Consider the following 24,090-nt stretch of genomic DNA (forward strand, 5'->3'; position numbering starts at 1 on the left):
GGTCGGGGGCACCGGGGGCTGCCGTATCAGGCCGGCTGCGCGAAGGTGGCGTAGGGGGCGACGTGCACGCCCTCGCTCACGAGCCGCTCGTCGTCCCCGCCGTCCGTCAGACCCAGGTCGGCGCCGTAGGCGGACGACATCGAGAAGACGCTGAAGCCGGCGTGGAAGTCACGGCCGATGTCGCTCGGGGTGCTCGTCAGTCCACGTGCGGCGAGGTCCGCGAGGACGTCGTCGAGGAACCGGCCCGTGAGGTGGACACCGTCGTACGTGGCCTCGTCGCCCTCGCCGTACCCGACGGCGACCGCCTCCACGGTCCGGTCCGGCGCGTAGTGGACCACGAGGTTGGTCGGTGGGCCGTACGCGACCTTGCGCGCGAGCGCGCCGGCGTCCGACGGGCCGGTGACGCGCTCGACGGCGTCCCGGGCGTCGCCGATCCGCACGGCCTCGCCACCGACGCCGACCCCGATACCGGGCAGGATCTCCATGCCTGGAGCCTACCCGGGGCGCCACGACCGGCTCGGGTTGTGGTCGCAGATCGCGTCAGGCGACACCAGTCCGGTGTCGGTAGACGATGCCCCGACCACATGGCGATGCTCTTGGCACTTGGGAGACACGTCCTAGGTGTCCTGGCGCGACCCGTCGCCGTCCTGGCCGGACCTGCTCTCGATCGCCGTCAGCAGGTCAGCCGACGGCTGCAGGACCCTGATGTCGGCGGGCATGTCCACGCCCGCCTCGGTGAGGGCACCTGCGACCGACTCGATGACCCGGTCACGGGTCTCGAGCGCGTCGAGCTGGCGGGCGCCGGACCAGAACCGCAGGTCGAAGTTGATGGTCGACGCGGCGAGCTCGGTCAGCAGGCACTGGGGAGCCGGCTCGGCCGCCACCCCGGGCACCTGGCGGACCGCGTCGAGCACGACGGTCCTGGCCCGGGCCAGGTCGGTCGCGTAGTCGACGCCGATGACCACCGTCGTGCGGATGTGCGCGTACCCGGTCTGCACGGCGAGGACCTCGCCGTGCACGGTGCTGTTGGGGACCAGGACGCGGCGCCCGTCGAACGTCCGCACCACCGTCTCGCGGAGGTTGACCTCCTCCACGGTGCCCTGGATGTCACCGACGGCGATCTGGTCGCCCGCTCTGAACGGTTCCCGGACGAGGATCAGCAGACCCGTGAAGAGGTTCGCGAGGACGTTCTGGAACGCGATGCCGATCGCCACCGACACGATCCCCAGGCCACCGAGGACATCCACGGGGCGCACGCTCGGGAACGCGACGGTCAGACCAGCACCGACCGCGAACGCCCCGAGGACGAAGGCCGCGATCGAGGAGAAGACCCGCGCGTAGGAGCGCGTGTGTCTGCGGGCCAGCCACCAGCGCACCACCATGCGCAACGCCCTCGCCAGGAGGAGCCCGACGAGGATGACACCCGCCCCGAGGAGGAGCTGCTCGGGTTCGACGGGCGGCAGGTCGAGCCCCGCCTCCTCGAGACCGGGCACCACACCGTCCCCCTCCGCGGCGACGAGCGCCCAGCGGGACGACAGGCCGACGAGAATCATCCGCCCAGTCTCCCCCACCTGGACGAATCCGACTTCTTGACATCGCGCCCTGTGGCGGTACCGTTTATTTGAGACCTCAAGTAAAGGAGTGGTCGATGTCGGAGACGAGCGAGCTGCCCACCACACCGCGCTGGTTGGACGACCAGGAGATGGAGGCCTGGCTGCGCGTGCTGCGGCTCGTCATGCTCCTGCCCGGCACGCTCGATCGCCAGCTCCGCCGCGACTCGGGCCTCATGCACTCGTCGTACATGATCCTCGCGACCCTGTCCGACGCACTCGACACCTCCATGCAGATGACAGACCTCGCCCGCAAGACCGCCACGTCGGCCAGCCGCCTCTCCCACGCCGTCGCCGCCCTGGAGCAGCACGGCTGGGTCGCCCGCCACCGCGCACCTGAGGACCGGCGCAGGCAGATCGCCACGCTCACCGACGCCGGGAAGCAGGTCCTCGTGCGGACCGCACCCGGGCACGTCGAGCAGGTCCGGACCACCGTCCTCGACCCGCTCGACCCCCACGAGGTCCAGCAGCTCTCCGCGCTGCTGGCGAAGATCGTCGGCCCCCTCGAGGCCGACGCCACCGAGAACGACCCCACCCGCCCCGCACCACCACCCTGAGGAGAACCCTGTGCACACCCTTCTTCACCCTGCCCGCACCACGCCTGTCCTCGCCGACATCGCGCTGCTCGTCACCCGGGTGCTCCTCGGCGTCGTGCTCATCGCCCACGGCTGGCAGAAGTTCAACGAGTACACGATCGACGGCACCACCGAGTCGTTCGACGGCATGGGCATCCCCGCCCCCGCGGCGGCAGCCGTCTTCGCGACCTTCGTGGAGCTCGTCGGCGGGATCGCCCTCGTCATCGGGCTGCTGACGCCCGTGTTCGCGGCCCTCGCCACCCTCAACTTCATCGGCGCGATCGTCTTCGTCCACGCAGGCAACGGCATCTTCGTCGACCAGGGCGGCTCCGAGCTCGTCCTCGCCCTCATCGCCGGCCTTGTCATCCTCATCGCTCTCGGCGCCGGACGCATCAGCGTCGACCACCTCATCACCAGGCGCTCCCGCACCGCCTGAGCGCCGGACCCGAGACCTCCACCCAGAGCGTCGATCTCTCCCGCGAGCGCACGACGGCACACCTCTGCTGCGTGAGGAGATCCTCACGTCGTCCCCGCTCCCGCCGATGCGTCTCCATGGAGCGCCCGCGCCGGGGAGCTCCGCAGAGATGGCGATGACAGTACGCACGAGGTGACATGGGGAACGACAGCGAGAGGACGGCCAGGACCGGCTGGGAGTGGCAGGACGGGACGCTCTACCGACGGCAACGGCGGCGGTGGGTTCCGCGAGCCGTGCTGCACGGCGTCGAGGTGCTGGCCCTTCTGCTGCTCCCTGCGGCCGTCCTGGTCCCGGCGGTCCAGGCGCTGGCCGAGGCGTCATGGAGCTGGTCCTCCGAGACCTGCGTCGCGACACGCGGCGGGGAGTCGTCGTGCGGCGGGGCCTGGGTGTTTCTGGTCATCGGCTCGGCACTCCTCGCAGGGTGGATCGCGGCTCTGGTCATGGCGGTACGAGCCTCCGACGCGCAGCGCAAGCAGATCGCGACTCCGCTCCATCTCGACGCACGCCTCCTGCACGCCACCATCCCAGAGACGCTCCTGCACGGTCCGGCCCGGATCAGCATCCGATGGGAGGACGTCCTGACGATCGAGCCACCCGCGCACGGCGCCGACACCCTGCTGGTGCGTCTCGTCCCAGGCGCCGAGGTGATCGCGCGGGACAGGGTCGCGCGTAAGAAACCGCTGGTGGGAGACGGGTCGTTCGTGACGATCGAGTGCGGAGAGACGGCCGTGGACGCTCCGGTCCTGCGCTACTTCCTCAGTGACATCAGCAGGTGGGGACTCGCGACCCAGGCCGGCGCCGACCACGCCCTCCGGGTCGCGGGAGTCTAGACGTACCTCGCAACTCCGGCCATACCGCACGATGTGCTCTTATTCACATACCCGGGGCACAGCGAGCGCGCGCGCCCAACCCGGGACGGTGCGAGAGTTCACCCGGGCAACCGCCCTCTTGACCCGGTTCCATCAGAAATGGGCAGTCACGTGACCACAGATTCGCTCGTCGGCCTCCTCTCCTGGATCATCATCGGCCTCGTCGCCGGTGCCATCGCCCGTGCAGTCCTCCCCGGCCGCGCCGGTGGCGGATGGCTCACCAGCCTCGTCGTCGGCGTCGTCGGCGCCATCGTCGGCGGCTACATCGGCCGCCACTACTTCGGTGCCTCCACCAACGAGAGCATCTTCGACATCGGCACCTGGCTGTGGGCCTTCCTGGGTTCGCTCCTGGTCCTCGCCATCGTCGGCCTCGTCGCCGGCGGGCGCTCGCGCCGCAGCCGCAGCCGCGCCTAGGGCTCACGCCCTCCCCGAACCGACGGCCGTCGCTCCTCCCCCCTGGGAGCGGTGGCCGTCGCCATGCCCACGGCGGCAGCCGACAAATCCGTTGCCCCGACCCGACCGCGGCTGCCAGGGTGACGGCATGACGACCTGGTCCGTGGCCATCATGCCGCTCCCCGACTCCCCCGACGCGCCCGACGCGTGGGCCCTGCACGGCGTCGCGCGCATCGACGCCCGGACCCAGCGCGACCTCTGGGGCTACGCCGACCTCTCCTACCCCGCCCCCGTGCTCCTCGGTGAGCTGCGGTCCCAGGAGCACACCGAGCGCATCGTCCTCGTCGCCACCGCGCACCCCACGCCGGAGGCGCCCGCCGAGTCGGACGTCGTCGGCGTCGCGCAGCTCCGCCTCGACCGGCAGGGCAACACCCACCGAGCCTGGGTGAGCGTCCTCGTCGACCCCGACCACCGCAGGCAGGGCGTCGGACAGGCACTGCTCGACGCCGCCGAGGCCGTCGCACGCGAGCGCGGGCGGACGGTCCTGCAGACCGAGACCGAGCATCGTGGCGAACCCGCCGCCGACGCGCCGCACGCCATGGCACCGCCCACGGGGAGCGGCCGGATCGACGGCGCGAGCACCGCCGCGATGTTCGCGCGCGACCGCGGGTACGTCCTCGAGCAGGGGATGCGGTACAGCGTCCTGCACCTGCCCGTCGCCGCGGCCCTGGTGGACCGGTTGCACACCGACGCCCTGCAGCGCGCCGGTGACGAGTACACGGTGGTCACCTGGGTCGACCGGTGCCCGGACGACCTCGTCGACGACCTGGCCCGGCTCGTCACGCGCATGTCCACTGATGCACCCAACGCCGGGCTCGACGTGGTCGAGGACCCGTGGGACGCGGCGCGCGTGCGGGCCGAGGAGGCGACCTACGCGGCCACCGGACGTGGCTCCGTCACCTGCGCCGTGCAGCACGTCCCGACCGGCAAGCTCGTCGCGTACTCGGAGATCGTCCACTCCCTCCAGGACCGGGACTTCGCGTTCCAGGCGAACACCCTGGTGCTCCGCGAGCACCGCGGCCACCGCCTGGGGATGCTCGTCAAGGCCGCGAACCTCCGCGAGCTCGCGCGACTGCGCCCCGAGCTCCGGCGCATCCACACGTGGAACGCCGAGGAGAACCGGCACATGCTGAGCATCAACGAAGCCCTCGGCTTCCGCGGTGCCGGCGTGTGCGCGCTGTGGCAGAAGCGGGATGTCGGCTGACGACCCTGGCCCGTGCGAGCAGCGTCGGGAGCCCGTCCCCAGGCCGACGAGTTCGGTGGTTCCAGTCGAGCTCGTCATCCGAGATCACCGAACTCGACTGGTATGACCGAACTCGCGCGTCGGTCATGGTGCCGGGAGAACCTGGCTCAGGAACACGTCGGGACCGGCTGACGTGTGGCGCGGAACCGTGGGCTGCGAGCTCGGGACAGCACTCGTCGTCCACAGCCACGGCTGCCACGGCTGCCACGCCAACGTCGACGCATGGTTGTCGTCGACGATTCCCGCATGCCGCGTCGACCCGTGGCGCCTCCGACCGTGCACCTCGCCCGCGACGTCACCGCAGCGCACGCCCGGTCTCTCGTACGCGACGGTGCGTGGCTGCGCGTCCGTCCGGGCGCGTACATCGATGCACCTCGCGGAGACGCCCCTCCCGGTGACACCCGGAGGGCCGTCGCTCTGGCCCGGACGACGGCCCTCGCCCGGCAGTCCGCACGGTCTCCGACGTTCAGCCACACGTCGGCAGCGCTCCTCTGGGGCCTCCCCCTCGTGCCCGGTGACCGGCGCATCCACGTGGTCCAGGAGTCCCGTCCCGGAAGCTCCGGTGACGCCGGGGTGGTCCGACACCGCATCGTCCTGCCCGGCACGCACCGCACCCACCACCGCGGACTGGCCGTGACGACGCTCGAACGGACCGTCGTCGACTGCCTCCGCTCCCTGCCGCCGCTCCCCGGCCTCGTCATCGCGGACGCCGCCCTCCACGTGGGAGCCGACCGCGACACCTGCGCGCGCATGCTCGACGCCATGGCCGGGACCCGCGGCATCGTCAAGGCACGCGAGCTGCTGGCCCTGGCCGATGGCGGCTCCGAGTCGCCAGGGGAGACGAGGGTGCGGTTCGAGGCGCTGCGCATCGGGCTGCCGGTCCCCGAGACCCAGGTGTGCGTGCAGACCGGCCGGTCGACCTGGTGGGCGGACCTCGGCTGGGTGCCGTGGCGGCTGCTCGTCGAGTACGACGGGCGGGATAAGTACGACGGCGCCACGACCGAGGCTCTCCTGCGGGAACGTCGCCGCCAGGATGCGCTCGAGGACTCGGGGTGGCACGTGGTCCGGGTCATGAAGGAGGACCTTCGAGATCCGGCCCTGCTGCGTCACCGGCTCCTGCGCCATGTGCCCGCCGACGCGAGAGCCGCGCTCGTCGCCCGTCGGACGCTCAACAGCCGGTGAACCCGCACAGTCTCGGGCGACGAGTTCGGCACTTCCAGTCGAGTGCGGTAGTTCTGATCACCGATCTCGACTGGAAGTACCGAACTCGACAAGGTCGGCGACGCCGGGCCGGGGCCGGGGCGGCAGACCTGACAGCCGGCTCTGAGCCGATCAGCTCGCGGTGGTGCCGGCCGGGACGGTGCCCTCGTCCGTGCCGACCACCGTGCTGCGGCGCTCGAGGAGGACGACGTCCTTCCACACCCCGTCGAGGCACCCCACCCGTTCCTGGGTGCCGACGACCCGGAAGCCGTGGCGGGAGTGGAGGGCGAGGCTCGCGGCGTTCTCGGGGAAGATCCCTGCGCGCACGGTCCAGATTCCCGCCGCCTCGGACGCCTCGACGAACCGGCCGAGGAGCGCCGCCCCCACACCCCGACCGCGAGCCGCGGCGGCGACGTAGAGGCTGACCTCCACGACCCCCGCGTACACGCACCGCGAGCTCGTGGGGCTCGCCGCCACCCACCCGAGGACCCGCGCGTCGTCCTCGGCGACGAGGCGCAGGGTGGGAAGGTGCGCAGCGTCCCACGTCGCCCAACCAGGGACCTGCGTCTCGAACGTCGCGCTCCGCGTCGCGATGCCCTCGGCGTAGACGTCGAGGACCGCGTCTGCGTGCTCGTCGGTCATGGGGACGATGCGCATGGTTCTCCTCAAGGTCGCACCGGCGGTGCCGGGCTGGCGCGGTCAGCGGGTCGGGACGGTGTCCTCGTCCGGATCGCCGGCAATGAGGTCCTCCGGGTCACGGTCGGTGGGGACGGGGCCACCAGGACCGCTCCGGACGACGTCGACGACCACCGCCGTGATGTTGTCGCGGCCCCGCTCGGCGAGGGCCGCGCGGACCAGCGCGTGCGCGGCGTCCTGGGGGTCGTCGTAGGCGAGGAGGAGCGCCTGCACACGGGCGTCGGAGAGCTCACCGGTGAGACCGTCGGAGCACGCGAGGTACCGGTCCCCGGGGACGGCGGGCACGGTCCACACGTCGGGTTCGGCGTCGGCGGTGGGGCTGATGGCCCGGGTGATGATGTTGCGCTCCGGGTGGGTGGGGACGTCCTCGGGTCGGATGGTGCCGGCGTCGAGGAGCTCCTGGACGGTGGAGTGGTCCTTGCTCAGCTGGTCCAGGAGTCCCCCGCTGAGGCGGTAGGTGCGGGAGTCGCCGATGTTCACGACGACGAGGGCCGGGTCGTCGCCGACGGCGCTCATCGCGACGCCCGTGAGGGTGGAACCGCCGGACGACCCTGCCGTGCGGAAGTACTCGATGATCGCCTGGCGTGCGGCGACGACGGCCGCCCGGACGTCGTCCTCCCCCACGACGGCGCGCTCGACGTACGGGGAGAACGCGTCGACGACGAGCGCGGCAGCGACGTCTCCTGCGGCGTGCCCGCCCATCCCGTCGGCGACGAGGAAGAACGGTGGTGTGGCGAGGAGGGCGTCCTCGTTGTGGCGGCGCACGTGGCCCCGGTCCGTCGCCGCACCCCATCGTGCGACGAAGGTCGTGCCTGTCATCGCGAGCCCCGGAGGATCGTGTCCCCGGCCTCGTCGTAGCCGCTCGCCGCCGTCCGCGGGCGGGTCACGGTGAACCAGTGGTCGCCGACGGTCACGGTGCTGCCGAACGGCGCGAGGACGGCCTCGCCGGCGGGGAGGGGCACCTGGTCACCGTCGGCGCCGACCACGGTGGACCCGTTGGTGGACCACAGGTCCGTGACGCGCAGGCCGGTCTCCTCGACGACGAACTCGAGGTGGGTCTTGGACACGGTGCGCGTGGTGTCGGGGACGGTGATGGCGGTCCCGCCGTCGGCCCCGCCGGTACCTTCGGGGAGCTGGGGTCGGCGTCCGATGACGCCGCGGCCGGTGATGTCCTCGACGTCCCCGGTATCGAAGGTGAGCTGGGCGCTCGCCACCGCGGGTGTGGGCGCGCTCGGCGTCCCGGGTCGCCGCGTGCGCGCGACGGTGACCCGCGTCTCCTCGAGGTCGTCGACCGGTCCGTCGGCGGGTGCCGCGCCGGGGACGGCGTGAGGATGCCCGTCGAGCAGGGGCACGGGCCGGTGCGACGCCGATGTCGCCCCAGGGCCGGGGTGCGGCGTCCCGAGCCCGGGCACACCGGCCTCCGCGGCACCCGGCGGTGGGGGCGGGACAGGCGGGCCGCCGAGCGGGCTCACGGGGCCGCCACCGTCAGGACCACCGGCGGCGTGCGGGTGCAGCGGGGAACCGTCCATGGACACGAGGACGGGGACGTCGGCGAACTGCGACGCCGGGCCCTGCCCGTCGGCGTCGTCGTGCGCGGGCTTCGACCGCCGGGCGGGCAGCGTCCGGGTGCGCGCGTCGGGCAGGACGGCAGGGTCGCGGCCGGCGACGACGTCGAGGAGGACGACGTCCGTCATGGTGTCGTACCAGGTGCGGCGGTCGCCGCGCGGGTTGCGCAGCACCTGCACCACGCCCGTGACCCACCCGACGAGGACCGCACCGCCGAGGACGGCGGCGAAGAACCGCGGCCACGTTCCCCCGAAGCCGGGCACCGCACCGGTGCGCACGTCGACGAGCCGCAGGCCCATGGCCCGCTTGCCGGGCGACGCCCCGGTGCGGGCGTAGGAGAGACCGATGGTCACCAGGCCTGCCGTCCACCCGAGGGCGAGGACGGACCCGACGACGACGAGGACGGCGACGTCCTGGACCAGCCCCACCTGGATGCACCCCACCGCGGCGCCGGACGGGATGGCCGACAGGAGGGAGTCGACAACAGCCGCGCCGACCCGTCGGCCGGGCTCCGCCGGTCGGCACCCGGCGAGCGCCGACGCCCCAGGAGCACCTGCGCCCGCGGGGGGCGGTGGGGGCGGGACGAACGACATGGCGGGCTCCTCGGGCGGGTGGTCAGGGGGAACTCTACCCACGCTCCGGGGCGTCTCATGCCGGGGCGTGGAGCACCTCGCTGGGCATGCGCCTCGAGCCCACCCGTCGTCGAGCGTGCGCCCGCCCCCGGGCCCACCACGCGAAGAGTGCGACGGCGAGCGCGACCTCCGCCACGTCGCCCCCGTAGTACATGAGCTGTGCTGCCTGCTGGGCCTGCTCGACGTCCTGGTGCGCACCCACGGGCAGCTCGCCGGCGCGCGCGTAGAGGAGCTTGGCGAGCGCGGCGTGGACACCGCCGGCGACGACGAGGACGACGAGGCGGGTGCGCATCCCTGGCCGCGCGGGCGCAGGGTCAGGGCCGACGACGGCCCACGCGAAGAGGCACCCGGCGGCCACGAAGTGCACGTGCACGAGGTGATGGAGCAGCGGGTGGGTGGCCGTCGCGGCGTAGAGGGGCGTGAGATACAGGGCGGCGAGGCCGCCGATGTGGAGGACGGCCGCCGTGGCCGGGTGGGAGAGGACGTGGAGCGGGCGGCTGCGCAGGACGCGTGCGGTGACGTGTCGGGCGCGGGGCGGGACCACACCGAGGAGCGCCGCCACGGGTGAGGCCATGACGAGGGCGATCGGTGCGTACATCCCGAGGAGCAGGTGCTGGGTCATGTGCCCTCGGGCGTCGTGGTGCGCCCACGCGTCGACGGGCGGGCTGAGGGCCGCCGCCGCGAGGAGGAGCCCCGATGCGAACCACGCCACGCGTCGGGCGGCTCGCCGGGCGGGCCCACGGCGCAGCGCGACGAGGAACAGGGTGAGCGGGACGACGACCAGGAGGACGGGCAGGACCCAGCCGGCGGCGGTGGTGTCCATGGGAGCGGCGCCGTGGGCGGACACCGGTCCGAGCCCGACGACCGCGCAGGGTGCGATGCCGGGCGGGTTCACGTGCGTCGGCGTCGGGCACGGACCGCGAGGACCGCGCCGACGACGAGGAGGACGACGCCCGCCGCGTTCCACGCGACGTCGTAGGGCAGGAGGTCGACGTCGTACCGGACCTCGTGGAGGCCCAGCACCTTGTGGTTGACGACGCCGTCGAACACCTGGAACGCCCCTGCACCGAGGAAGAACCCGGACCAGGCCCGGGTGCGGTCGAGGGCGCGCTCGGCCCGGACGTCGGCCAGCACGAAGAACCCCGCGACGAGGACCACGAGCTCGGCGGTGTGCAGGAGGCCGTCGCTGAGCAGCGCCACGTCGGGCGTGGACCGGTCGTAGAAGTGGTGCCAGCCGAGGAGCTGGTGGAAGACGATCTCGTCGACCGCGGCCATGACCGCGATCCCCAGGAGCAGCCCCGCGAGGCGGGACCGACGCGGGTCCTGCGTCGTCCCTGCCCGTGTGTCTCCTCCGGGTACCGCCGACGTGCTCATCCTGCGTCCTTCCCGTGGTCGCCCCGCCGTGTTCCACACCAGCCTCGTGCCGGGGGCTGTGGTGGCGCCGGCCCCGTTCTCGCAACGCTAACGAAGGTGCTGGTGGGGCGCCTCCCGGGCCGCCCACCCGGGTTGTCCACAGGTCGCCGCGGCGCAGGGCAGACGTTCGGTAGCGTCACCCCTCGCCAGCCCCCACCGCCGAGAGGGAGACCGTGACCCCCGCCGACCTCCCCCCTGTCGTCTACGTCCCGTGCTTCGCGGACGACGACGGGCAGGTGACCGCCGTCCAGCTGCGCACCACGGCCGACGGGCGCACCGCGCTCCTCGCCTACTCGGCGCTGGACCGGCTCAAGGCGGGCGCGGGCGACGTCCCGTGGGTGCTGCTCACCATCGAGGACCTGCAGCGCGTCCACGACCGGGAACCGTACGACGTCCTCTACATGGACCTGCGCATCCCCGAGCACGCCCGTGCGGCGGTGACACGATGACCGGCGAGGTGGCAGTCGACCCCGAGGCGCTCGACCACCTCGCAGCCCGGCTGGAGAACGCTGCCTCGGACCTTCGTGACAGCGGCAGCAGCACACCGGCCGTGTCGCTGAGCGGCCTTGGCGCATCGGCGCTGACCGCGCTCGACCACCTCGCGACGAACGCCGCGAATCTCTGCGAGATCCTCGAGGGCGCCGCGGCGGGCGTCCGGGAGACCCGGGACGAGTACGTCGTGACGGACGACGCCTGGGCGGCGTCGCTGCAGTCCCTCGGGAAGAGGGTGGGGAACCGCTGATGGCCGTCTCCACCGTCCTGCCGGGAGACCCGGACGTGCTGACCGCCGTCTCCTCGTGGTTGCGTGACGACCTCGCCGTCACTCTCACCGACACGGAGAGCACCCTGCAGACGGCCCGGTACGACGACGGGGGCTGGGAGGGTGACGCCGGTGACGCCTTCCGGTCACGTATGGGCAGCGCGTACACGCTCACCGCGACCCTCCATGACGCCGCCGCGTCGACAGCGACCGCGATCGACCTGTTCGCCGCAGCGTTGCGCGCTGCCCAGATCGACCTCGACGCGGCACGGGCTGCCGCGGTCGCGTCGGGCCTCACCGTGACGACGACGGAGATCCTCGAACCGGCGCAGCTCCTCTTTCCGCCACATCTCCCGGTGTCGTACTGGACGCTCCCCGTGATGCCCGTCGTCGACGGCGGCGCCTACGACGCGGCACGCGCCGCCTACGAGGTGAACGCCGCGCTGTGGAGCGCGTACGGCGACGCAGCAGAGGAGGTTGCCCGGATCCTCGCGACCCTCGAGGGCGACGAGTCCGTCCTCGACACCCGCGTCGCCGACGCCCTCGCGCTCGTGAGCATCCCCGTGGCGAGCATGTTCCTGCCGACGTTCCTGAAAGCGAACGGCGCGGCGCGGGGCGCCGCCCTCTCGGCCCGGGCTGCCGACGTGGCACACGCGGCGCAGGTGGTGGAGGCCCGGACCACCGCACCGGGTGCGACGCTCAACCCGGCCCAGTTCTACGACGACCTCGACGGCGCCGCAGCCCTGCGATCCCAGTCAGCCGGCCTCATGGACGACGCAGCGAGAGCAGCAAAGGCTGGCAAAGCCCTCAGCCACGGCGCGAACGGTCTCCTCACCGGAGCAGCCATCTGGATGGACGTCCGAGCGGGCGAGAGCGTCACGCAGGCGGTGACGTCGAACACCGTGGGCCTCGCTACGTCGGCGCTGGCGACCTACGGAGTCTCGTACATGTCCACCATGGCTGCTGGTGCGGCGATCGGGACGGCGATACCGGTTCCGATCATCGGGACGGTGGCAGGCATGGTGATCGGTGCCGGGGTGGGCATCATCGCCTCTGGTGCCATCGACTCCATGTTCGAGAACGGTCCTGATCTCTTCAAGGCGGCCTCCGCAGGCCTAGAGGACCTCAAGGACGTCGGTGAGTCGCTCAGCTCTCTGGCGGACAGTGCGGGCGACGGCCTCCACGACCTCTACGACAGGTTCTTCTGATGCAGATGCCGCTCCTCGCGCCCGCACCCCGGCGGCGGGCTGCGACGAGAGCGCTCGTCCGACACCCCAGGATGATCCCCTACACGTCGGTGCCGTTCGGTCTGCTCATCATGGGGTTCGGAGTCGCCTTCGCCAGCTCGGCAACCGTGCCAGGCACGGTGCTGGTGTCGTGGGGGTGGATCAGCATGGGACTCAGCCCCTTCATGAGCGGCATACTCCTGGCGTTGCGACTCCCGTCCCCGCCGTCGCCCCGCGTCCGCCGCGTCGACGGTGCGGGCGTCACGGAGATCCGTGAGTCCCCGCTCCTCCTCGTCGAGCTCAGCCTCAACGCCGTCGGTCTCGGGCTGGGGTTCCTGGGCGGAGCCTTGCTCGCGGCTGAGGCCGCGCACCAGGCCGGCACGATCACCCTGGCCGTCATCTGCGCCACGCTCCTGCTGGGTACGGGGTTGCTCGTCCTGAGCCCGGGCAGGCAGAACTTCGTCCGACTCTCCCGCACGGGGGTCGATCTCTCGCGAGAGGGGCAGAGGATGTCGTTCGCCTGGCACGACCTCCTCGACGTGACGCCGATCGTCGGGCCCGAGCACGTGTACCTCACGCTCGCCCAGAACGCGGTGATGCACCGGAGTCACGCGCCCTACCTGGACTTCCCGCAGTCCGACGAGCTCAGAGAGCCAGGGCCGCACCTCATCGCGGACTCGGCGACCACCAGGGACATGTGGCTCGACGGCCTCACTCTCGCCAAGGTCATCGCCCACTACGCCCGGTCTCGCGACGCACGCCTCGAGCTCGGGACCTCCGCCAGCCTCGCCACCATCGAACGCATCCGCGCACAAGCCCTCATCGACGACGGCACCATCCCCGGCACCCACAGCGCCTACCTCACCTGACCCCGACGGCGGGTCCGGCGGGTCCGGCGCGGCCCTCGGTGGCGGTGCCACGTGCGCCGTCGCGTCGACGCCGTCCGGCAGGGATGCGACCCTGTACTCCGTGCGACAGTGCTCCAGCCCGGCCCCCAGCGACGGCGCCCCGTGAACGCCCCCGATCCGGCGACGCCCGACGTGCCCGACCTTCCCGAGGCACCTCGGCGCAGCTGGGCGCGCAGGGTGGTCGCCCGTGCGGACCTGTTCATCCTCGCCCTGCTGGCGGCCGTCGTCGTCGCGTCGTTCCTGCCCGTGCGCGGCGAGGCCGCCGAGATCCTGCGGTACGTCGTGGTCGCTGCCGTGGCATGGCTGTTCTTCCTCTACGGCGTGCGTCTCAAGACGTCCGAGGCCGTCGCCGCGCTGCGCGACTGGAAGCTCCACGGGAGCGTCCTGGCCACCACGTACCTCGTGTTCCCCGTCCTCGGGCTCGCCGCACAGCTCCTCGCACCGGCAGTCATCCCCACCGAGCTCGCCCATGGTGTCCTGTTCCTCACGCTCCTGCCGTCGACCGTGCAGTCGTCCATCGCGTTCGTGTCGATCGCGCGCGGGAACGTCGCCGGGGCGGTCGTCGCCGCGTCGTTCTCCAACCTCGTGGGCGTGGTCGTCACACCCCTCCTCGTGGCGCTCCTCCTCGGCGGGACCGTGGGGTTCTCGGCGGACTCGATCGTGAAGATCGCCCTGCAGCTCCTCGCGCCGTTCGTCGCCGGGCAGCTCCTGCGCCGGTGGCTCGCCCCGTGGGTGCTGCGGCACAAGCAGCTCACCACGGTCACCGACCGCGGCTCGGTGGTGCTCGTCGTCTACTCCGCGTTCAGCCAGGGCGTCGTCGACGGCATCTGGACGACGGTGTCCGTCGGGTCGCTCGTCGCGCTGATCGTCCTCAGCGCCGTCATGCTCACCGCTGTCCTGTGGGCGACGTGGGCGGGCGGCAAGGCCGCCGGGTTCTCCCGCGAGGACCGCGTGGTGCTGCTCATGTGCGGGTCCAAGAAGTCCCTCGCGAGCGGCGTCCCCATGGCGACGGTCCTGCTCCCGGCCGCGACGCTCGGCTTCATGGTCCTGCCCCTCATGATCTTCCACCAGATCCAGCTGCTCGTGTGCGCCGTCGTGGCCCGGCGCCTCGGTGACAAGCCCGACGTGCCAGTCACCGCACCCACCCCCTGAGGGGCGCGCCCCAGCGCGCGAGCCGCCACAGTGCGGCGAGCGCCACGACCGGGGACCTCGCCCCATGTGCACGGAGGGCCGCTACCCCTAGTCTGTGCGGGTGCTCACCCGGTCCCCCTCCGTCCAGTCCCGTCCCCTCGCCGTCGACGCCCCGGTCGTGGTGCTCCGCCCTCTCTGGGTCAGGGCGTCCCTCACCGTCCTGCTCCTCACCTTCCCCGCGCTCCTCGTGCGCGCCGTCGTCGACCCCGGCGCCTTCGGTGAAGGCCTCACCGGGATCCTCCAGCGCGTCCTCGCCACGGGCCTCGCCCTCACCGCCGTGGTCCTCGCACTCGGCCTCTGGCGGGCCCGGCTCACCGTGACGCCGACGTCCGTGACGCGCCTCCCGGCCTTCGCTGACACCCGCTCCGTGACGTTCGCGGACGCCGCCCGCGTCCAGGTGGCACCGCTGCTCGACGCGACCCGGGACAACCCCGGTGCGCTCCCCACCGTCACCGTGACGTCCCGGACCGGGCTGCGCATCACGTCCAGGCCGGACCGCCGGGAGGTCGACGTGCTCCTCGCGCGCCTGGCCAGGTGGACGACGGAACGCCCCGAGCTCGTCAAGGATGCCCACACGGAGAGGTTCCTCGCCGCGTACAGGCGCAGCACGCGCCTGGGGTCCGGGACGACGCTCCTCAGGGCCATCCCCGTGGGGCGCACCGTCGTGGCGGGAACAGGAGTCGACGCGACCGAGGTGAGCGCCTAGGTCCTGCCCGGCCCGTCCGCGGGGGCCTCGCCGTCCCCGGCGAACGTTCTCGCGTACTCCGCGGTGAGCGATCTCCCGAGCGCGGTGGGTCGGCCGTGCTCGTCGAGGGACGCCTCGACGACCGCGTCGCGCAGGAGGGCGCGGGCCTCGCGGACGGTGGCCATGAGCAACCGCGAGAGCGCGGGCGCACCGGTGCGCATCGCCGCGTCGGTGAGCTCGACGTCGCGCAGCAGGCCCGAGTGGTCGACGACGACGCGCAGCTCCCCGCGCGGGGACCAGCGCTCCACACGGATGGCCTCGACGCGGTGCTGCAGAGCGAGGGCGGCCGCCTCCTGGCGGCGGGCCTGCGCGACCCACGAGTCGATCTGCGCGAGGGCGGCGGTGTGCGCGTCGGACGGGCTCATCGGCCTGCCTCCTTCGATCCGTCGGCCTGGTTCTGCATGTCTCCGCCGATCCCGAAGGTGTCCTGCGTCTTCGGGATCATGTCGGGGACGAGCTCCGGGGACTCCCACGGCGGCCGGGGCACGGGGAGGTCGGGCAGGGTCGGCAGGTCGAGGCGCGGCTTGGACCGCAGGAGCGCGACCACCTCGGCCGCGGCCCGGTTGGTGCCGGCCACCCCGGTGCCGACGGTCTCGACGAGCGCCGCGAGCTCGTCCATGGCCGTCGTGAGGTCCTTGAGCCACTCGGACACCCGGGTGACCCACTTGGTGACGGCGGTGCACGCCTGCGGCACCACCCAGGACGCACCGACGCCCACGGTGCACGCCACCTGCGCCACCCAGGCGATGAGCTTCGCGACGAGGTCGGCGATGAGGTCCCGCACGATGCCGCGGACCGCGGCGACGACGCCGCTCGCGACGGACAGGGCGTCACCGGTCCCCCGGCAGATGTCCGCGACGGCCCGGAGCTCCTCGGCGAAGGTGTCCGCGAAGGTGCGGTAGCTGTCGGCGGCGGCACCTGTCCAGTCCGTTCCGGTGCCCCGCTGCGCGGTCGTGTACTGCTCGGCGACGTCGGTGAGCCGCCGGGAGACGTTGAACCACGTCTCGGCGAACATCTGGACCTCGCCCGGGTCGCCCGCGAGGGAGTCGAGCATCTCCGGGAGGGGGTGGACGTGCTCCATGAGGAAGGAGGCGGCGCTGGCCAGCAGCTCGCCGATGGGGTCGATCGCGTAGGACACGACGTCGACGGTCGTCGCCAGGCCGGAGAGCGACGCCCCGAGCCAGTCGCCCCGCTGGGCCGCCGCGACTGCGCTCATCGCGGGGTCGAGCATGCGCACGCCGGCCTGCATGGACACGGTCGGCGACGACCCGAGGAGCTCCTCGCTCACAGGTCGCTCTGGAAGCGGGTCATGCCGGTCGCGGTGGCCGCGTCCGTGGCCTCGTACGTCGTGACCGTCGTCCCGAGGTTGTCGGCGACGGCCCCCATGACCTCACGGACGGCGTTCACCCCGGCGATCCCGTCGTTCTGCACGAGGGCCATGGGGCCCATGAGGATGGGCGAGCAGAGGATGCCGTACGCGAAGCTCGGGGCGGTGACCTGGGAGATGGCCCGTGCCGCGGCGTCGAGCTCCTCCGCGAGGAACCGCACGGTGTCCTCGTGATGCCGCAGCGCGTCGAGGTCGACGCGTACCTCCTCGTCGCTCACGGACGTCCCCGGACGAGGCGGTCGGCGAGGTCGAGCACCTCGGTGCTCTCGGCGGGGGGACGGGGTGGCTCGGTGTCGGGGACGATCTCACGGGCTTGGGCGCGCAGGTCCGACTGGGCGTCGGCGACGGCCCCGAGGATCGCGTCGCGGAGGCCGTCCTTGCCGAGGTCCATCGCGGAGGGTGGGACGCGGACGTCCTGCACGAGGCCCCGGTGGTCCACCTCGGCGGTGACCCCGCCGGCGGAGCGCCCCGTCCCGCGCAGGTCCTCGATCTCGGCGGACGCCCGACGGGCGCGCGCGGCAGCGCGGTGGGCCTGGGCGAGCGCCGCCTCCACCTGCCCCGCCAGCTCCTGCTCGGTCACCGCACCGCTCCGTCCTGCGCCTCACGTGTCGACCCCGAGGGTACCCAACGAGGGCGCGTGGCCCGATGGGGAGCGCTCCCCCGGCGCGCCGCGCGGCGGCGCGGGCACCGGGGTGCGGCTGCCGTCAGTGGTGCTGGATCCTGCGGGTGACCTTCGCGGTGCCGCGACCGGCGGCGTACCGGGTGAGGGCCGCGGTGGCACCCGACACGGCGGCGAAGGTCACGACGCTCACGAGCGTCGCGTCGTCGTCGTCGATCATGCTCGGCGGCTTGCCCGTCGCCTTCTGCCAGATGGCCTTCACGGCGCGGTGGGCGAGCCACCCCGCCCCGAAGGACACGACGAGCGTCGCGAGCTTCTCAGGGATCGACTGGTCATCTGCCACGGTGTCCTCCACGTCTGGTCGGTCCCGCCCAACCTAGCCGCAGGTCGGTGACGTCGCACGTCACGACGCCCTGGCGCCCTCGGGCGCGTGTAAACTCGCCGGGAACGACAGGGGAGCGCCCAGGCGCTGAGAGTGCGGACCACCGCAGACCCTCGAACCTGATCCGGTCAGCACCGGCGTAGGGAGTCGGGCCATCTCGCCACGTGCATTCGTGGAACCCCTCCTCAGGCTTGACGGTCCACAGGAGGACGCAGGACATGCAGCACCGCACACAGCAGAACCGCACCACCGGGGCCCGCAGGCGCCCCGCCGTCGCGCTCGTCGCGCTCGGCACCACCCTGGCGCTCGCCGGGTGCGCGACCGCGTCGGACGACAGCACCGACGGGGCAGGGGGCGAGGGCACGGTCGACGTCGTCGTCCACGACTCGTTCGTCATCAGCGACGAGGCCAAGGCCGCCTTCGAGGAGGAGACCGGCCTCACCATGAACGTCATCACCACCGGTGACGGCGGGGCGCTCGCGAACAAGCTCGTGCTCACCAAGGACTCGCCGCTGGGCGACGTGGCGTTCGGCATCGACAGCTCGTTCGCGTCGCGCGCCGTCGACGAGGGCGTCTTCGAGCCCTACACCTCCCCCGTGCAGCCGGCGCTGTCCGAGGAGCTCGCCGCGGACGACTCCGGCGCCCTCACCGCCATCGACTACGGCGACGTGTGCCTGAACATCGACGACTCGTGGTTCGAGTCGAACGGCGTCCTCGAGCCCGTGAGCCTCGAGGACCTCACGAAGCCCGAGTACGCGGACCTCACCGTCGTCACCAACCCCGCCACCTCGAGCCCGGGCCTCGCGTTCCTCTTCGCGACGGTCGGCGAGTTCGGCGAGGACGGGTACCTCGACTACTGGCAGAGCCTGTCCGACAACGGCCTCAAGGTCGTCGAGGGCTGGGAGGACGCCTACTACGTGGACTTCACGACGTCCGGCGGCGACCGGCCCATCGTGCTGTCCTACGCCTCGTCCCCGGCCTTCACCGTGAGCGAGGACGGCAGCAGCACCACCACGTCTGCGCTCCTCGACACGTGCTTCCGACAGGTCGAGTACGCGGGCGTCCTCAGCGGCGCCGACAACCCCGAGGGCGGGCAGCAGGTCATCGACTTCCTGCTCGGCGAGCAGTTCCAGTCGGAGATCCCCACCGGCATGTACGTGTACCCCGTGAACGAGGACGCCGAGATCCCCGGGGAGTGGACGGACTTCGCCCCCGTGCCCGACGCCCCCGTCGAGCTCGACCCCGCCGAGATCTCGGAGAACCGCGAGGCGTGGATCAAGGACTGGACCGCGTCGGTGATCGGTTGACGACCGCCGGGCGCACCGGGTGGCGGGCCACCGCCGCCTGGGCGCTCGCCGCGGGGGTGCCCCTCGCGTTCCTCGGCCTGTTCTTCGCGTGGCCGGTGGCCACGCTCGTCGGACGCGGCTTCGTCGCGGACGGCGCGCTGGACCTCACCGGCTTCCGGGAGGTGTTCACCGAGCCACGCACGTGGCGGATCATCGGTCTCACCCTGGGGCAGGCCCTCGTCGGCAGCGTCCTGTCCCTGCTCCTCGGGATCCCCGGCGCGTACGTCCTCTACCGGTGCACCTTCCCGGGGCGCACGCTGGTCCGGGCGCTGGTCACCGTGCCGTTCGTGCTGCCCACCGTCGTGGTGGGCGTGGCGTTCCGCGCGCTGCTCGCCGAGTCCGGTCCGCTCGGCGGCCTCGGGCTCGACGGGACGTTCGCGGCGATCGTGCTCGCGCTCGTCTTCTTCAACTACTCCGTGGTGGTGCGCACCGTCGGCGGGCTGTGGGAGCACCTGGACCCACGGGCCGAGCAGGCGGCACGGGCCCTCGGCGCGAGCCCGGCACGGGCCTTCCGCACCGTGACGCTGCCCGCGCTGGCGCCCGCCATCACGTCGGCGGGTGCCGTGGTCTTCCTGTTCTGCGCGACGGCGTTCGGGGTGGTCCTCGTCCTCGGCGGTCAGCGGTACGCGACGGTCGAGACGGAGATCTGGATGCAGACCGTCCAGTTCCTCGACCTGCGCACCGCGGCGGTGCTGTCCGTCGTGCAGCTCGTCATCGTCACCGCGGCCCTGTGGGCCGCCGCCCGCGCGCGGTCCCGTCGCGAGCACGCCCTCGCCCTGTCCCCCGCGACACGGTCGTCGCGCCCGTTGCGCCGCACCGACGCCCTCCCGGTGGCTGTCACCGCCGCCGTGGTCACGCTGCTCCTCGCGTGGCCGCTGGGCAACCTCGTGCTCCAGTCGCTGCGCACACCCGACGGGTGGGGGCTGGGCAACTACGTCGCACTGGGCACCACCGGCGGGCGCAACGCCCTCACCGTGACCGTGTGGGAGGCGACCGCGACGTCGTTGCGCACGGCCGCCCTGGCCGCCGCCGTCGCGGTCGTCGTCGGGGGGCTCGTCGCGCTCGTCGTGTCCCGCCGACCCCGCTCCCCGCACGCCCGGCGCGCCGTGTCCGTCCTCGACGCCGTCGTCATGCTGCCGCTCGGGGTGTCGGCCGTGACCGTCGGGTTCGGGTTCCTCATCACCCTCGACCGGCCGCTCGGGCTCGACGTGGACCTGCGGACGTCCGGGCTGCTCGTGCCCCTCGCGCAGGCCGTCGTCGCGACCCCCCTCGTGGTGCGCACCGTCCTGCCAGTGCTGCGGGCCGTGGACCCGCGCCAGCGCGAGGTCGCCGCGACCCTCGGTGCCTCGCCCGGGCGCGTGCTCGCCACCGTCGACTGGCCCGTCGCCGCGCGCTCCCTGGGGCTCGCCGTCGGGTTCGCGTTCGCCGTGTCGCTCGGGGAGTTCGGTGCCACGTCGTTCCTCGCCCGGCCGGACACGGCGACCCTGCCGATCGTCATCTTCCGGCTCATCGGGCGGCCCGGGGCGGAGAACTACGGCATGGCGCTCGCGGCGTCCGTGGTGCTCGCCGTCGTCACCGCGACCGTCATGCTGGTCGCCGAGCGCCTGCGCGGCGAGAGGACAGGAGAGTTCTGATGGGACCGAGCACCGAGGGCCTCGTGGTCGACGCCGTGAGCGTCACCTACCCGGCCGCCGGGCGGCGCGACGAGGGGGCGCGCACGGCCGTCGACCACGTCTCCCTCACCGTGGGGCACGGTGAGGTCGTGGCCCTCCTGGGGCCCAGCGGGTGCGGCAAGTCGAGCCTGCTGCGCGCCGTCGCCGGCCTCGAGCCCGTCGCGACGGGCCGCGTCGTGTGGGACGGCGACGACGTGGCGGGCCGCCCTGTGCACGAGCGCGGCTTCGGTCTGATGTTCCAGGACGGACAGCTCTTCGCACACCTCGACGTCGCGGGCAACGTCGCGTACGGGCTGCGCAACCGCAACGTCCCGCGCGAGGAGCGGCGGACGCGCGTCGCGGAGCTCCTCGAGCTCGTGGGCCTGCCGGGCAGCGGCGACCGGTCCGTCTCCACGATGTCCGGCGGCGAGCGCCAGCGCGTCGCCCTCGCACGCGCCCTAGCACCGCAGCCGCGGCTGCTGCTCCTCGACGAGCCGCTGTCCGCCCTCGACCGCGCCCTGCGCGAGCGCCTCGCCACGGACCTGCGCGGCGTCCTCGCCGCGACGGGCACGACCGCGCTGTTCGTCACGCACGACCACGACGAGGCGTTCGCCGTCGCGGACCGCGTCGCCGTCATGGCGCGGGGCACCCTCCTCCAGGTGAACACGCCCGCCGCTCTCTGGGCTGCGCCCGCCGACCGGGAGGTGGCGACCTTCCTCGGGTACCAGGCATTCGTCCCCGGTACGGCCGGGGAGCCGTCCGTCGCCGTCGCCCCGGACGGGCTGGTCCTCGACGACGGCTCGGCCGGGCCAACGCCACCGACCGGGCGGTGGGCTGCAACCGTCGTCGGAAGCGCGTTCCGGCGAGGACGCACCGAGGTGACGGTGGACGTGGACCTGGGCGAGGGCACGGTGCGCTGCACGGCGGTCACGCCCTCAGGACCGCCGGTCGTCGGCGAGGTCCGGCCCGGGGCGAGCGTCCACGTCGTCCTCGACGAGTCCCGCACGGCCACGCTCGCCGGCTGACCTGGCGGAAGGTCCGGCGCGCATCCCGGCGGAGGGACCGTCGACCGTTCGGGTCAGGCGCGGTCGGCGACCTCGGGCGGCCACACGACGCTGAACCGTTCGAGGACGATCTCGTCGTCCTCGGACCACACCGCGCCCCGGGCCGCGCAGGTGCGCTCCCAGTACCGGCGGTGCTCCACCCGCCAGCTGGCGAGGGTGCGGTCGTCCTCGCCCTCGTCGTGCGCGAACGCCGCGTCGACGCTCCCGAACGTGCCGATGCGCAGCTCGGTGCTGCGCAGCACCGCACGCGGCGCACCGGCACCGTCGCACACCACCCAGTGCGACCCGACGCGGGGCAGCGGGTCGTCGCGGTGGGCGAACTCCGCGACGAGCTCGGCCGTGGCCCGCTTGGTGCCGTCGAGCACGAGACCGAGGAGCTCGTCGGCGAGCTCTGCGGAGTCACCGAAGCGTTCGACCGTGCGGTCCCGGCACGCGGCGACGGCCCGTGGGCGCGCTGCCGCGTACTCCCGCCACATGGCCTCGGCGGCGTCGGTGTCGAGCGGGGCCGGGGGCGTTCTGCTGTCCATGCGCAGATGTTCTCAGACCCCCGCGCACATCCGCACGGCGCGCGGGGACGAACCGCGCGGATGCGCGCGAGCCGGGCGTTGCTAGGGTCGTCGCATGCGCGCCACACCACCGTCCGGCCCCTCCTCCCGACGACGGCCCGGACGGTGGTGGACGCTCGCGAGCGTCCTCACCGTCTCCGCCCTGGCGCTCTCCGGCTGCTCCGACGGGGACGCCACCGCGCCCTCGACGCAGACGCAGAGCCCCACCGAGACCCCCGGGACGACCACTCTCCCCACGGGAGTCCTCGGTGAGCGGACCGCGTGGGTCCTCGACCAGATCGACGGCGACTTGGCGTCGGTCGACGTCGTGCGGTCCTTGCTGTCGGAGGAGATGCTCGCGGCGGCGGAGCCCTCCGAGCTCGTCGCGATCTTCGAGCAGCTCGCGCTCAGCGGCCCGTGGACGCCGGTCGCGTCGGAGGACGACGGGACGCACGCCCTCGTCACCGTGCGCGGTGAGGACGGGACCTTCCTCGACGTCCAGGTGGTCGTCGACGAGCAGGACCTCATCGCCGGTCTGCTCTTCACCCCCGGCCACGACCCGGAGCGTCCCCCCGCAGCCGACTGGGACGAGCTCGACGGCATGCTCGAGGACTTCACCGGCGCGGACGCCGCCCTGCGGGTAGCCACCCTCGAGGACGACGGGACGTGCGCGCCGGTCCACGAGTCGGGCTCCACGTCGGACGCCCTGCCCATGGGGTCCGTGTTCAAGCTGTACGTGCTCGGTGCGGTCGTCGACGCAGTCGAGGGGGGCACCCTCACCTGGGACACGATGCTCGTGCTCACCGACGACGTGAAGTCGTTGCCGTCGGGCACGCTGCAGGACGAGCCGGCGGGCACGGAGGTCCGCGTCCAGGACGCGGCGGCCGCGATGATCTCCGCGAGCGACAACACGGCGACCGACCTCCTCATGGCGACGGTAGGCCGGGAGGCGGTCGAGGCGGCGATGGTGGGCATGGGGCACCACGCCCCGGCCCTGAACTCGCCGTTCCTGTCGACGCGCGACCTCTTCTGGCTCGGGTGGGGCGGGGCGCCGCTCGAGGGTGCGTGGTCGGACCTCGACGACGCGGAGCAGCTGGCGGTCCTCGAGCAGGCGCCGGCGGGCATCCTCGACATCGACCCGGCGACCGTCACGGACCCGGTGTGGCAGGACGGCCTCGACTGGTTCGCGACGTCCGACGACCTGTGCGCCGCGCACCACGCCCTCCAGGAGATGGCCGGGACGGACGCGGGCGCTCCCGTCCGCGACATCCTGTCGGCCAACCCGGGGATCGACGTCGAGACGGACACCTGGCCGTACGTCGCGTTCAAGGGTGGCAGCGCGCCCGGCGTGCTGGCCGGCTCCTGGTACGCGGAGAACACCGACGGCGAGCCGTACCTCGTGACCCTCCAGCTGGTGTCCGACCAGCCTGCGGCCGTCGCGGACGTCAGCGGGTTCGCAGGGATCGCGGAGGACGCGCTGCGCCTCGCCGCGCAGTGACGCGCGAGGGCGCACCGGGAGGACCGGTGCGCCCT

The 24,090-nt window shown here is 72.9% G+C and carries 29 protein-coding genes and 1 riboswitch; of the genes, 16 read left to right on the top strand and 13 right to left on the bottom strand.

Going from position 1 to position 24,090, the window contains the following annotated elements:
- Positions 1-26: 26 nt before the first annotated feature.
- On the bottom strand, positions 27-485 hold the full coding sequence (locus tag JAV76_RS00180) for a hypothetical protein (protein ID WP_198732004.1): 459 nt from the start codon (positions 483-485) through the stop codon (positions 27-29).
- 132 nt (positions 486-617) lie between these two features.
- The gene (locus tag JAV76_RS00185) at positions 618-1,553 is read right to left on the bottom strand and encodes a mechanosensitive ion channel family protein (RefSeq protein WP_198732005.1); all 936 of its coding nucleotides are present in this window, start codon (positions 1,551-1,553) and stop codon (positions 618-620) included.
- A gap of 95 nt (positions 1,554-1,648) precedes the next feature.
- On the opposite strand from JAV76_RS00185, the gene JAV76_RS00190 reads away from it, so the two are divergent.
- From JAV76_RS00190 to JAV76_RS00215, 6 genes are all read left to right on the top strand, one after another.
- Positions 1,649-2,167: a MarR family winged helix-turn-helix transcriptional regulator gene (locus JAV76_RS00190; protein WP_198732006.1), complete on the top strand. Its 519-nt coding sequence runs from the start codon at positions 1,649-1,651 to the stop codon at positions 2,165-2,167.
- Between the two features lie 10 nt (positions 2,168-2,177).
- On the top strand, positions 2,178-2,621 hold the full coding sequence (locus tag JAV76_RS00195; RefSeq protein WP_198732007.1) for a DoxX family protein: 444 nt from the start codon (positions 2,178-2,180) through the stop codon (positions 2,619-2,621).
- A 176-nt stretch (positions 2,622-2,797) separates the two neighbouring features.
- Entirely contained in the window at positions 2,798-3,490 is a 693-nt protein-coding gene (locus tag JAV76_RS00200) for a hypothetical protein (protein WP_198732008.1), read from the top strand.
- Between the two features lie 150 nt (positions 3,491-3,640).
- A complete protein-coding gene (locus JAV76_RS00205) occupies positions 3,641-3,943 on the top strand; it encodes a GlsB/YeaQ/YmgE family stress response membrane protein (RefSeq protein WP_307843928.1) in 303 nt (100 codons plus the stop codon).
- A gap of 127 nt (positions 3,944-4,070) precedes the next feature.
- Entirely contained in the window at positions 4,071-5,186 is a 1,116-nt protein-coding gene (locus JAV76_RS00210) for a GNAT family N-acetyltransferase (RefSeq protein WP_198732010.1), read from the top strand.
- Between the two features lie 261 nt (positions 5,187-5,447).
- Entirely contained in the window at positions 5,448-6,407 is a 960-nt protein-coding gene (locus JAV76_RS00215) for a hypothetical protein (RefSeq protein ID WP_198732011.1), read from the top strand.
- A 150-nt stretch (positions 6,408-6,557) separates the two neighbouring features.
- Here the strand turns inward: JAV76_RS00215 and JAV76_RS00220 are convergent, their stop codons facing one another.
- From JAV76_RS00220 to JAV76_RS00240, 5 genes are all read right to left on the bottom strand, one after another.
- Complete coding sequence (locus JAV76_RS00220) at positions 6,558-7,082, bottom strand: GNAT family N-acetyltransferase (protein WP_198732012.1); 525 nt, start codon at positions 7,080-7,082, stop codon at positions 6,558-6,560.
- A 42-nt stretch (positions 7,083-7,124) separates the two neighbouring features.
- Positions 7,125-7,940 carry a PP2C family protein-serine/threonine phosphatase gene (locus tag JAV76_RS00225; protein WP_198732013.1) on the bottom strand — a complete coding sequence of 272 codons (816 nt, stop codon included), beginning with the start codon at positions 7,938-7,940 and terminating at the stop codon, positions 7,125-7,127.
- Positions 7,937-9,280: an RDD family protein gene (locus tag JAV76_RS00230; RefSeq protein WP_198732014.1), complete on the bottom strand. Its 1,344-nt coding sequence runs from the start codon at positions 9,278-9,280 to the stop codon at positions 7,937-7,939. The genes JAV76_RS00225 and JAV76_RS00230 overlap by 4 nt, the downstream gene beginning before the upstream one ends.
- A gap of 55 nt (positions 9,281-9,335) precedes the next feature.
- On the bottom strand, positions 9,336-10,142 hold the full coding sequence (locus JAV76_RS00235; protein ID WP_198732015.1) for a cytochrome c oxidase assembly protein: 807 nt from the start codon (positions 10,140-10,142) through the stop codon (positions 9,336-9,338).
- Positions 10,143-10,210: 68 nt separating this feature from the next.
- On the bottom strand, positions 10,211-10,693 hold the full coding sequence (locus tag JAV76_RS00240; protein ID WP_198732016.1) for a DUF2243 domain-containing protein: 483 nt from the start codon (positions 10,691-10,693) through the stop codon (positions 10,211-10,213).
- A 212-nt stretch (positions 10,694-10,905) separates the two neighbouring features.
- Between JAV76_RS00240 and JAV76_RS00245 the strand changes: the two genes are divergently transcribed.
- The 6 genes from JAV76_RS00245 (at position 10,906) to JAV76_RS00270 (ending at position 15,523) form a co-directional block, all read left to right on the top strand.
- Positions 10,906-11,181, top strand: coding sequence for an SAV_915 family protein (locus tag JAV76_RS00245; RefSeq protein WP_198732017.1), 276 nt, complete (start codon positions 10,906-10,908; stop codon positions 11,179-11,181).
- An 8-nt stretch (positions 11,182-11,189) separates the two neighbouring features.
- Positions 11,190-11,474 carry a hypothetical protein gene (locus tag JAV76_RS00250; RefSeq protein WP_198732018.1) on the top strand — a complete coding sequence of 95 codons (285 nt, stop codon included), beginning with the start codon at positions 11,190-11,192 and terminating at the stop codon, positions 11,472-11,474.
- On the top strand, positions 11,474-12,700 hold the full coding sequence (locus JAV76_RS00255) for a hypothetical protein (RefSeq protein ID WP_198732019.1): 1,227 nt from the start codon (positions 11,474-11,476) through the stop codon (positions 12,698-12,700). Before JAV76_RS00250 ends, JAV76_RS00255 begins: the two co-directional genes overlap by 1 nt.
- Complete coding sequence (locus tag JAV76_RS00260; RefSeq protein WP_198732020.1) at positions 12,700-13,587, top strand: hypothetical protein; 888 nt, start codon at positions 12,700-12,702, stop codon at positions 13,585-13,587. Before JAV76_RS00255 ends, JAV76_RS00260 begins: the two co-directional genes overlap by 1 nt.
- Positions 13,588-13,728: 141 nt before the next feature.
- Positions 13,729-14,778 (top strand): bile acid:sodium symporter family protein, encoded by a 1,050-nt coding sequence (locus JAV76_RS00265; protein WP_307843929.1) that lies wholly within the window; start codon positions 13,729-13,731, stop codon positions 14,776-14,778.
- A 100-nt stretch (positions 14,779-14,878) separates the two neighbouring features.
- Positions 14,879-15,523: a hypothetical protein gene (locus JAV76_RS00270; RefSeq protein WP_198732021.1), complete on the top strand. Its 645-nt coding sequence runs from the start codon at positions 14,879-14,881 to the stop codon at positions 15,521-15,523.
- Here the strand turns inward: JAV76_RS00270 and JAV76_RS00275 are convergent.
- The 5 genes from JAV76_RS00275 to JAV76_RS00295 all read right to left on the bottom strand — a co-directional run bounded on the left by JAV76_RS00275 (position 15,520) and on the right by JAV76_RS00295 (position 17,911).
- The gene (locus JAV76_RS00275; protein WP_198732022.1) at positions 15,520-15,927 is read right to left on the bottom strand and encodes a YbaB/EbfC family nucleoid-associated protein; all 408 of its coding nucleotides are present in this window, start codon (positions 15,925-15,927) and stop codon (positions 15,520-15,522) included. The two genes, JAV76_RS00270 and JAV76_RS00275, sit on opposite strands and share 4 nt — an antisense overlap.
- The gene (locus tag JAV76_RS00280; protein WP_198732023.1) at positions 15,924-16,850 is read right to left on the bottom strand and encodes a WXG100 family type VII secretion target; all 927 of its coding nucleotides are present in this window, start codon (positions 16,848-16,850) and stop codon (positions 15,924-15,926) included. The genes JAV76_RS00275 and JAV76_RS00280 overlap by 4 nt, the downstream gene beginning before the upstream one ends.
- Positions 16,847-17,167: a type VII secretion target gene (locus JAV76_RS00285; protein ID WP_198732024.1), complete on the bottom strand. Its 321-nt coding sequence runs from the start codon at positions 17,165-17,167 to the stop codon at positions 16,847-16,849. The genes JAV76_RS00280 and JAV76_RS00285 overlap by 4 nt, the downstream gene beginning before the upstream one ends.
- Positions 17,164-17,529: a YbaB/EbfC family nucleoid-associated protein gene (locus JAV76_RS00290; RefSeq protein ID WP_198732025.1), complete on the bottom strand. Its 366-nt coding sequence runs from the start codon at positions 17,527-17,529 to the stop codon at positions 17,164-17,166. Before JAV76_RS00290 ends, JAV76_RS00285 begins: the two co-directional genes overlap by 4 nt.
- A gap of 124 nt (positions 17,530-17,653) precedes the next feature.
- Complete coding sequence (locus tag JAV76_RS00295) at positions 17,654-17,911, bottom strand: DUF4235 domain-containing protein (protein ID WP_198732026.1); 258 nt, start codon at positions 17,909-17,911, stop codon at positions 17,654-17,656.
- Between the two features lie 99 nt (positions 17,912-18,010).
- Positions 18,011-18,113: riboswitch (TPP riboswitch) on the top strand.
- A 55-nt stretch (positions 18,114-18,168) separates the two neighbouring features.
- Here JAV76_RS00295 and JAV76_RS00300 point away from each other — a divergent pair.
- The 3 genes from JAV76_RS00300 to JAV76_RS00310 are packed head-to-tail and all read left to right on the top strand — an operon-like array spanning position 18,169 to position 21,973.
- Complete coding sequence (locus tag JAV76_RS00300) at positions 18,169-19,257, top strand: thiamine ABC transporter substrate-binding protein (RefSeq protein WP_198732027.1); 1,089 nt, start codon at positions 18,169-18,171, stop codon at positions 19,255-19,257.
- Positions 19,221-20,930 carry an ABC transporter permease gene (locus tag JAV76_RS00305; RefSeq protein WP_372402926.1) on the top strand — a complete coding sequence of 570 codons (1,710 nt, stop codon included), beginning with the start codon at positions 19,221-19,223 and terminating at the stop codon, positions 20,928-20,930. Before JAV76_RS00300 ends, JAV76_RS00305 begins: the two co-directional genes overlap by 37 nt.
- Positions 20,930-21,973 carry an ABC transporter ATP-binding protein gene (locus JAV76_RS00310; protein WP_198732028.1) on the top strand — a complete coding sequence of 348 codons (1,044 nt, stop codon included), beginning with the start codon at positions 20,930-20,932 and terminating at the stop codon, positions 21,971-21,973. The genes JAV76_RS00305 and JAV76_RS00310 overlap by 1 nt, the downstream gene beginning before the upstream one ends.
- 53 nt (positions 21,974-22,026) lie before the next feature.
- Here JAV76_RS00310 and JAV76_RS00315 read toward each other — a convergent pair whose 3' ends face one another.
- Positions 22,027-22,539: an ASCH domain-containing protein gene (locus JAV76_RS00315; RefSeq protein ID WP_198732029.1), complete on the bottom strand. Its 513-nt coding sequence runs from the start codon at positions 22,537-22,539 to the stop codon at positions 22,027-22,029.
- Positions 22,540-22,633: 94 nt separating this feature from the next.
- On the opposite strand from JAV76_RS00315, the gene JAV76_RS00320 reads away from it, so the two are divergent.
- Positions 22,634-24,055, top strand: a complete 1,422-nt coding sequence (locus JAV76_RS00320) for a serine hydrolase (protein ID WP_198732030.1) — start codon at positions 22,634-22,636, stop codon at positions 24,053-24,055.
- The last annotated feature ends 35 nt before the right edge of the window (positions 24,056-24,090 follow it).

Source organism: Sanguibacter suaedae (assembly GCF_016342785.1).
Classification (GTDB): domain Bacteria; phylum Actinomycetota; class Actinomycetes; order Actinomycetales; family Cellulomonadaceae; genus Sanguibacter; species Sanguibacter suaedae.

What these genes read in the sequence shown, in the direction of transcription:
- JAV76_RS00210 (WP_198732010.1), top strand. Translation starts at nt 4,071, where the DNA reads ATGACGACCTGGTCCGTGGCCATCATGCCGCTCCCCGACTCCCCCGAC.
- JAV76_RS00220 (WP_198732012.1), bottom strand. Translation starts at nt 7,082, where the DNA reads ATGCGCATCGTCCCCATGACCGACGAGCACGCAGACGCGGTCCTCGAC.
- JAV76_RS00190 (WP_198732006.1), top strand. Translation starts at nt 1,649, where the DNA reads ATGTCGGAGACGAGCGAGCTGCCCACCACACCGCGCTGGTTGGACGAC.
- JAV76_RS00185 (WP_198732005.1), bottom strand. Translation starts at nt 1,553, where the DNA reads ATGATTCTCGTCGGCCTGTCGTCCCGCTGGGCGCTCGTCGCCGCGGAG.
- JAV76_RS00275 (WP_198732022.1), bottom strand. Translation starts at nt 15,927, where the DNA reads ATGAGCCCGTCCGACGCGCACACCGCCGCCCTCGCGCAGATCGACTCG.
- JAV76_RS00310 (WP_198732028.1), top strand. Translation starts at nt 20,930, where the DNA reads ATGGGACCGAGCACCGAGGGCCTCGTGGTCGACGCCGTGAGCGTCACC.
- JAV76_RS00230 (WP_198732014.1), bottom strand. Translation starts at nt 9,280, where the DNA reads ATGTCGTTCGTCCCGCCCCCACCGCCCCCCGCGGGCGCAGGTGCTCCT.
- JAV76_RS00300 (WP_198732027.1), top strand. Translation starts at nt 18,169, where the DNA reads ATGCAGCACCGCACACAGCAGAACCGCACCACCGGGGCCCGCAGGCGC.
- JAV76_RS00240 (WP_198732016.1), bottom strand. Translation starts at nt 10,693, where the DNA reads ATGAGCACGTCGGCGGTACCCGGAGGAGACACACGGGCAGGGACGACG.
- JAV76_RS00235 (WP_198732015.1), bottom strand. Translation starts at nt 10,142, where the DNA reads ATGGACACCACCGCCGCCGGCTGGGTCCTGCCCGTCCTCCTGGTCGTC.
- JAV76_RS00260 (WP_198732020.1), top strand. Translation starts at nt 12,700, where the DNA reads ATGCAGATGCCGCTCCTCGCGCCCGCACCCCGGCGGCGGGCTGCGACG.
- JAV76_RS00320 (WP_198732030.1), top strand. Translation starts at nt 22,634, where the DNA reads ATGCGCGCCACACCACCGTCCGGCCCCTCCTCCCGACGACGGCCCGGA.
- JAV76_RS00255 (WP_198732019.1), top strand. Translation starts at nt 11,474, where the DNA reads ATGGCCGTCTCCACCGTCCTGCCGGGAGACCCGGACGTGCTGACCGCC.
- JAV76_RS00225 (WP_198732013.1), bottom strand. Translation starts at nt 7,940, where the DNA reads ATGACAGGCACGACCTTCGTCGCACGATGGGGTGCGGCGACGGACCGG.
- JAV76_RS00215 (WP_198732011.1), top strand. Translation starts at nt 5,448, where the DNA reads ATGGTTGTCGTCGACGATTCCCGCATGCCGCGTCGACCCGTGGCGCCT.
- JAV76_RS00180 (WP_198732004.1), bottom strand. Translation starts at nt 485, where the DNA reads ATGGAGATCCTGCCCGGTATCGGGGTCGGCGTCGGTGGCGAGGCCGTG.
- JAV76_RS00200 (WP_198732008.1), top strand. Translation starts at nt 2,798, where the DNA reads ATGGGGAACGACAGCGAGAGGACGGCCAGGACCGGCTGGGAGTGGCAG.
- JAV76_RS00315 (WP_198732029.1), bottom strand. Translation starts at nt 22,539, where the DNA reads ATGGACAGCAGAACGCCCCCGGCCCCGCTCGACACCGACGCCGCCGAG.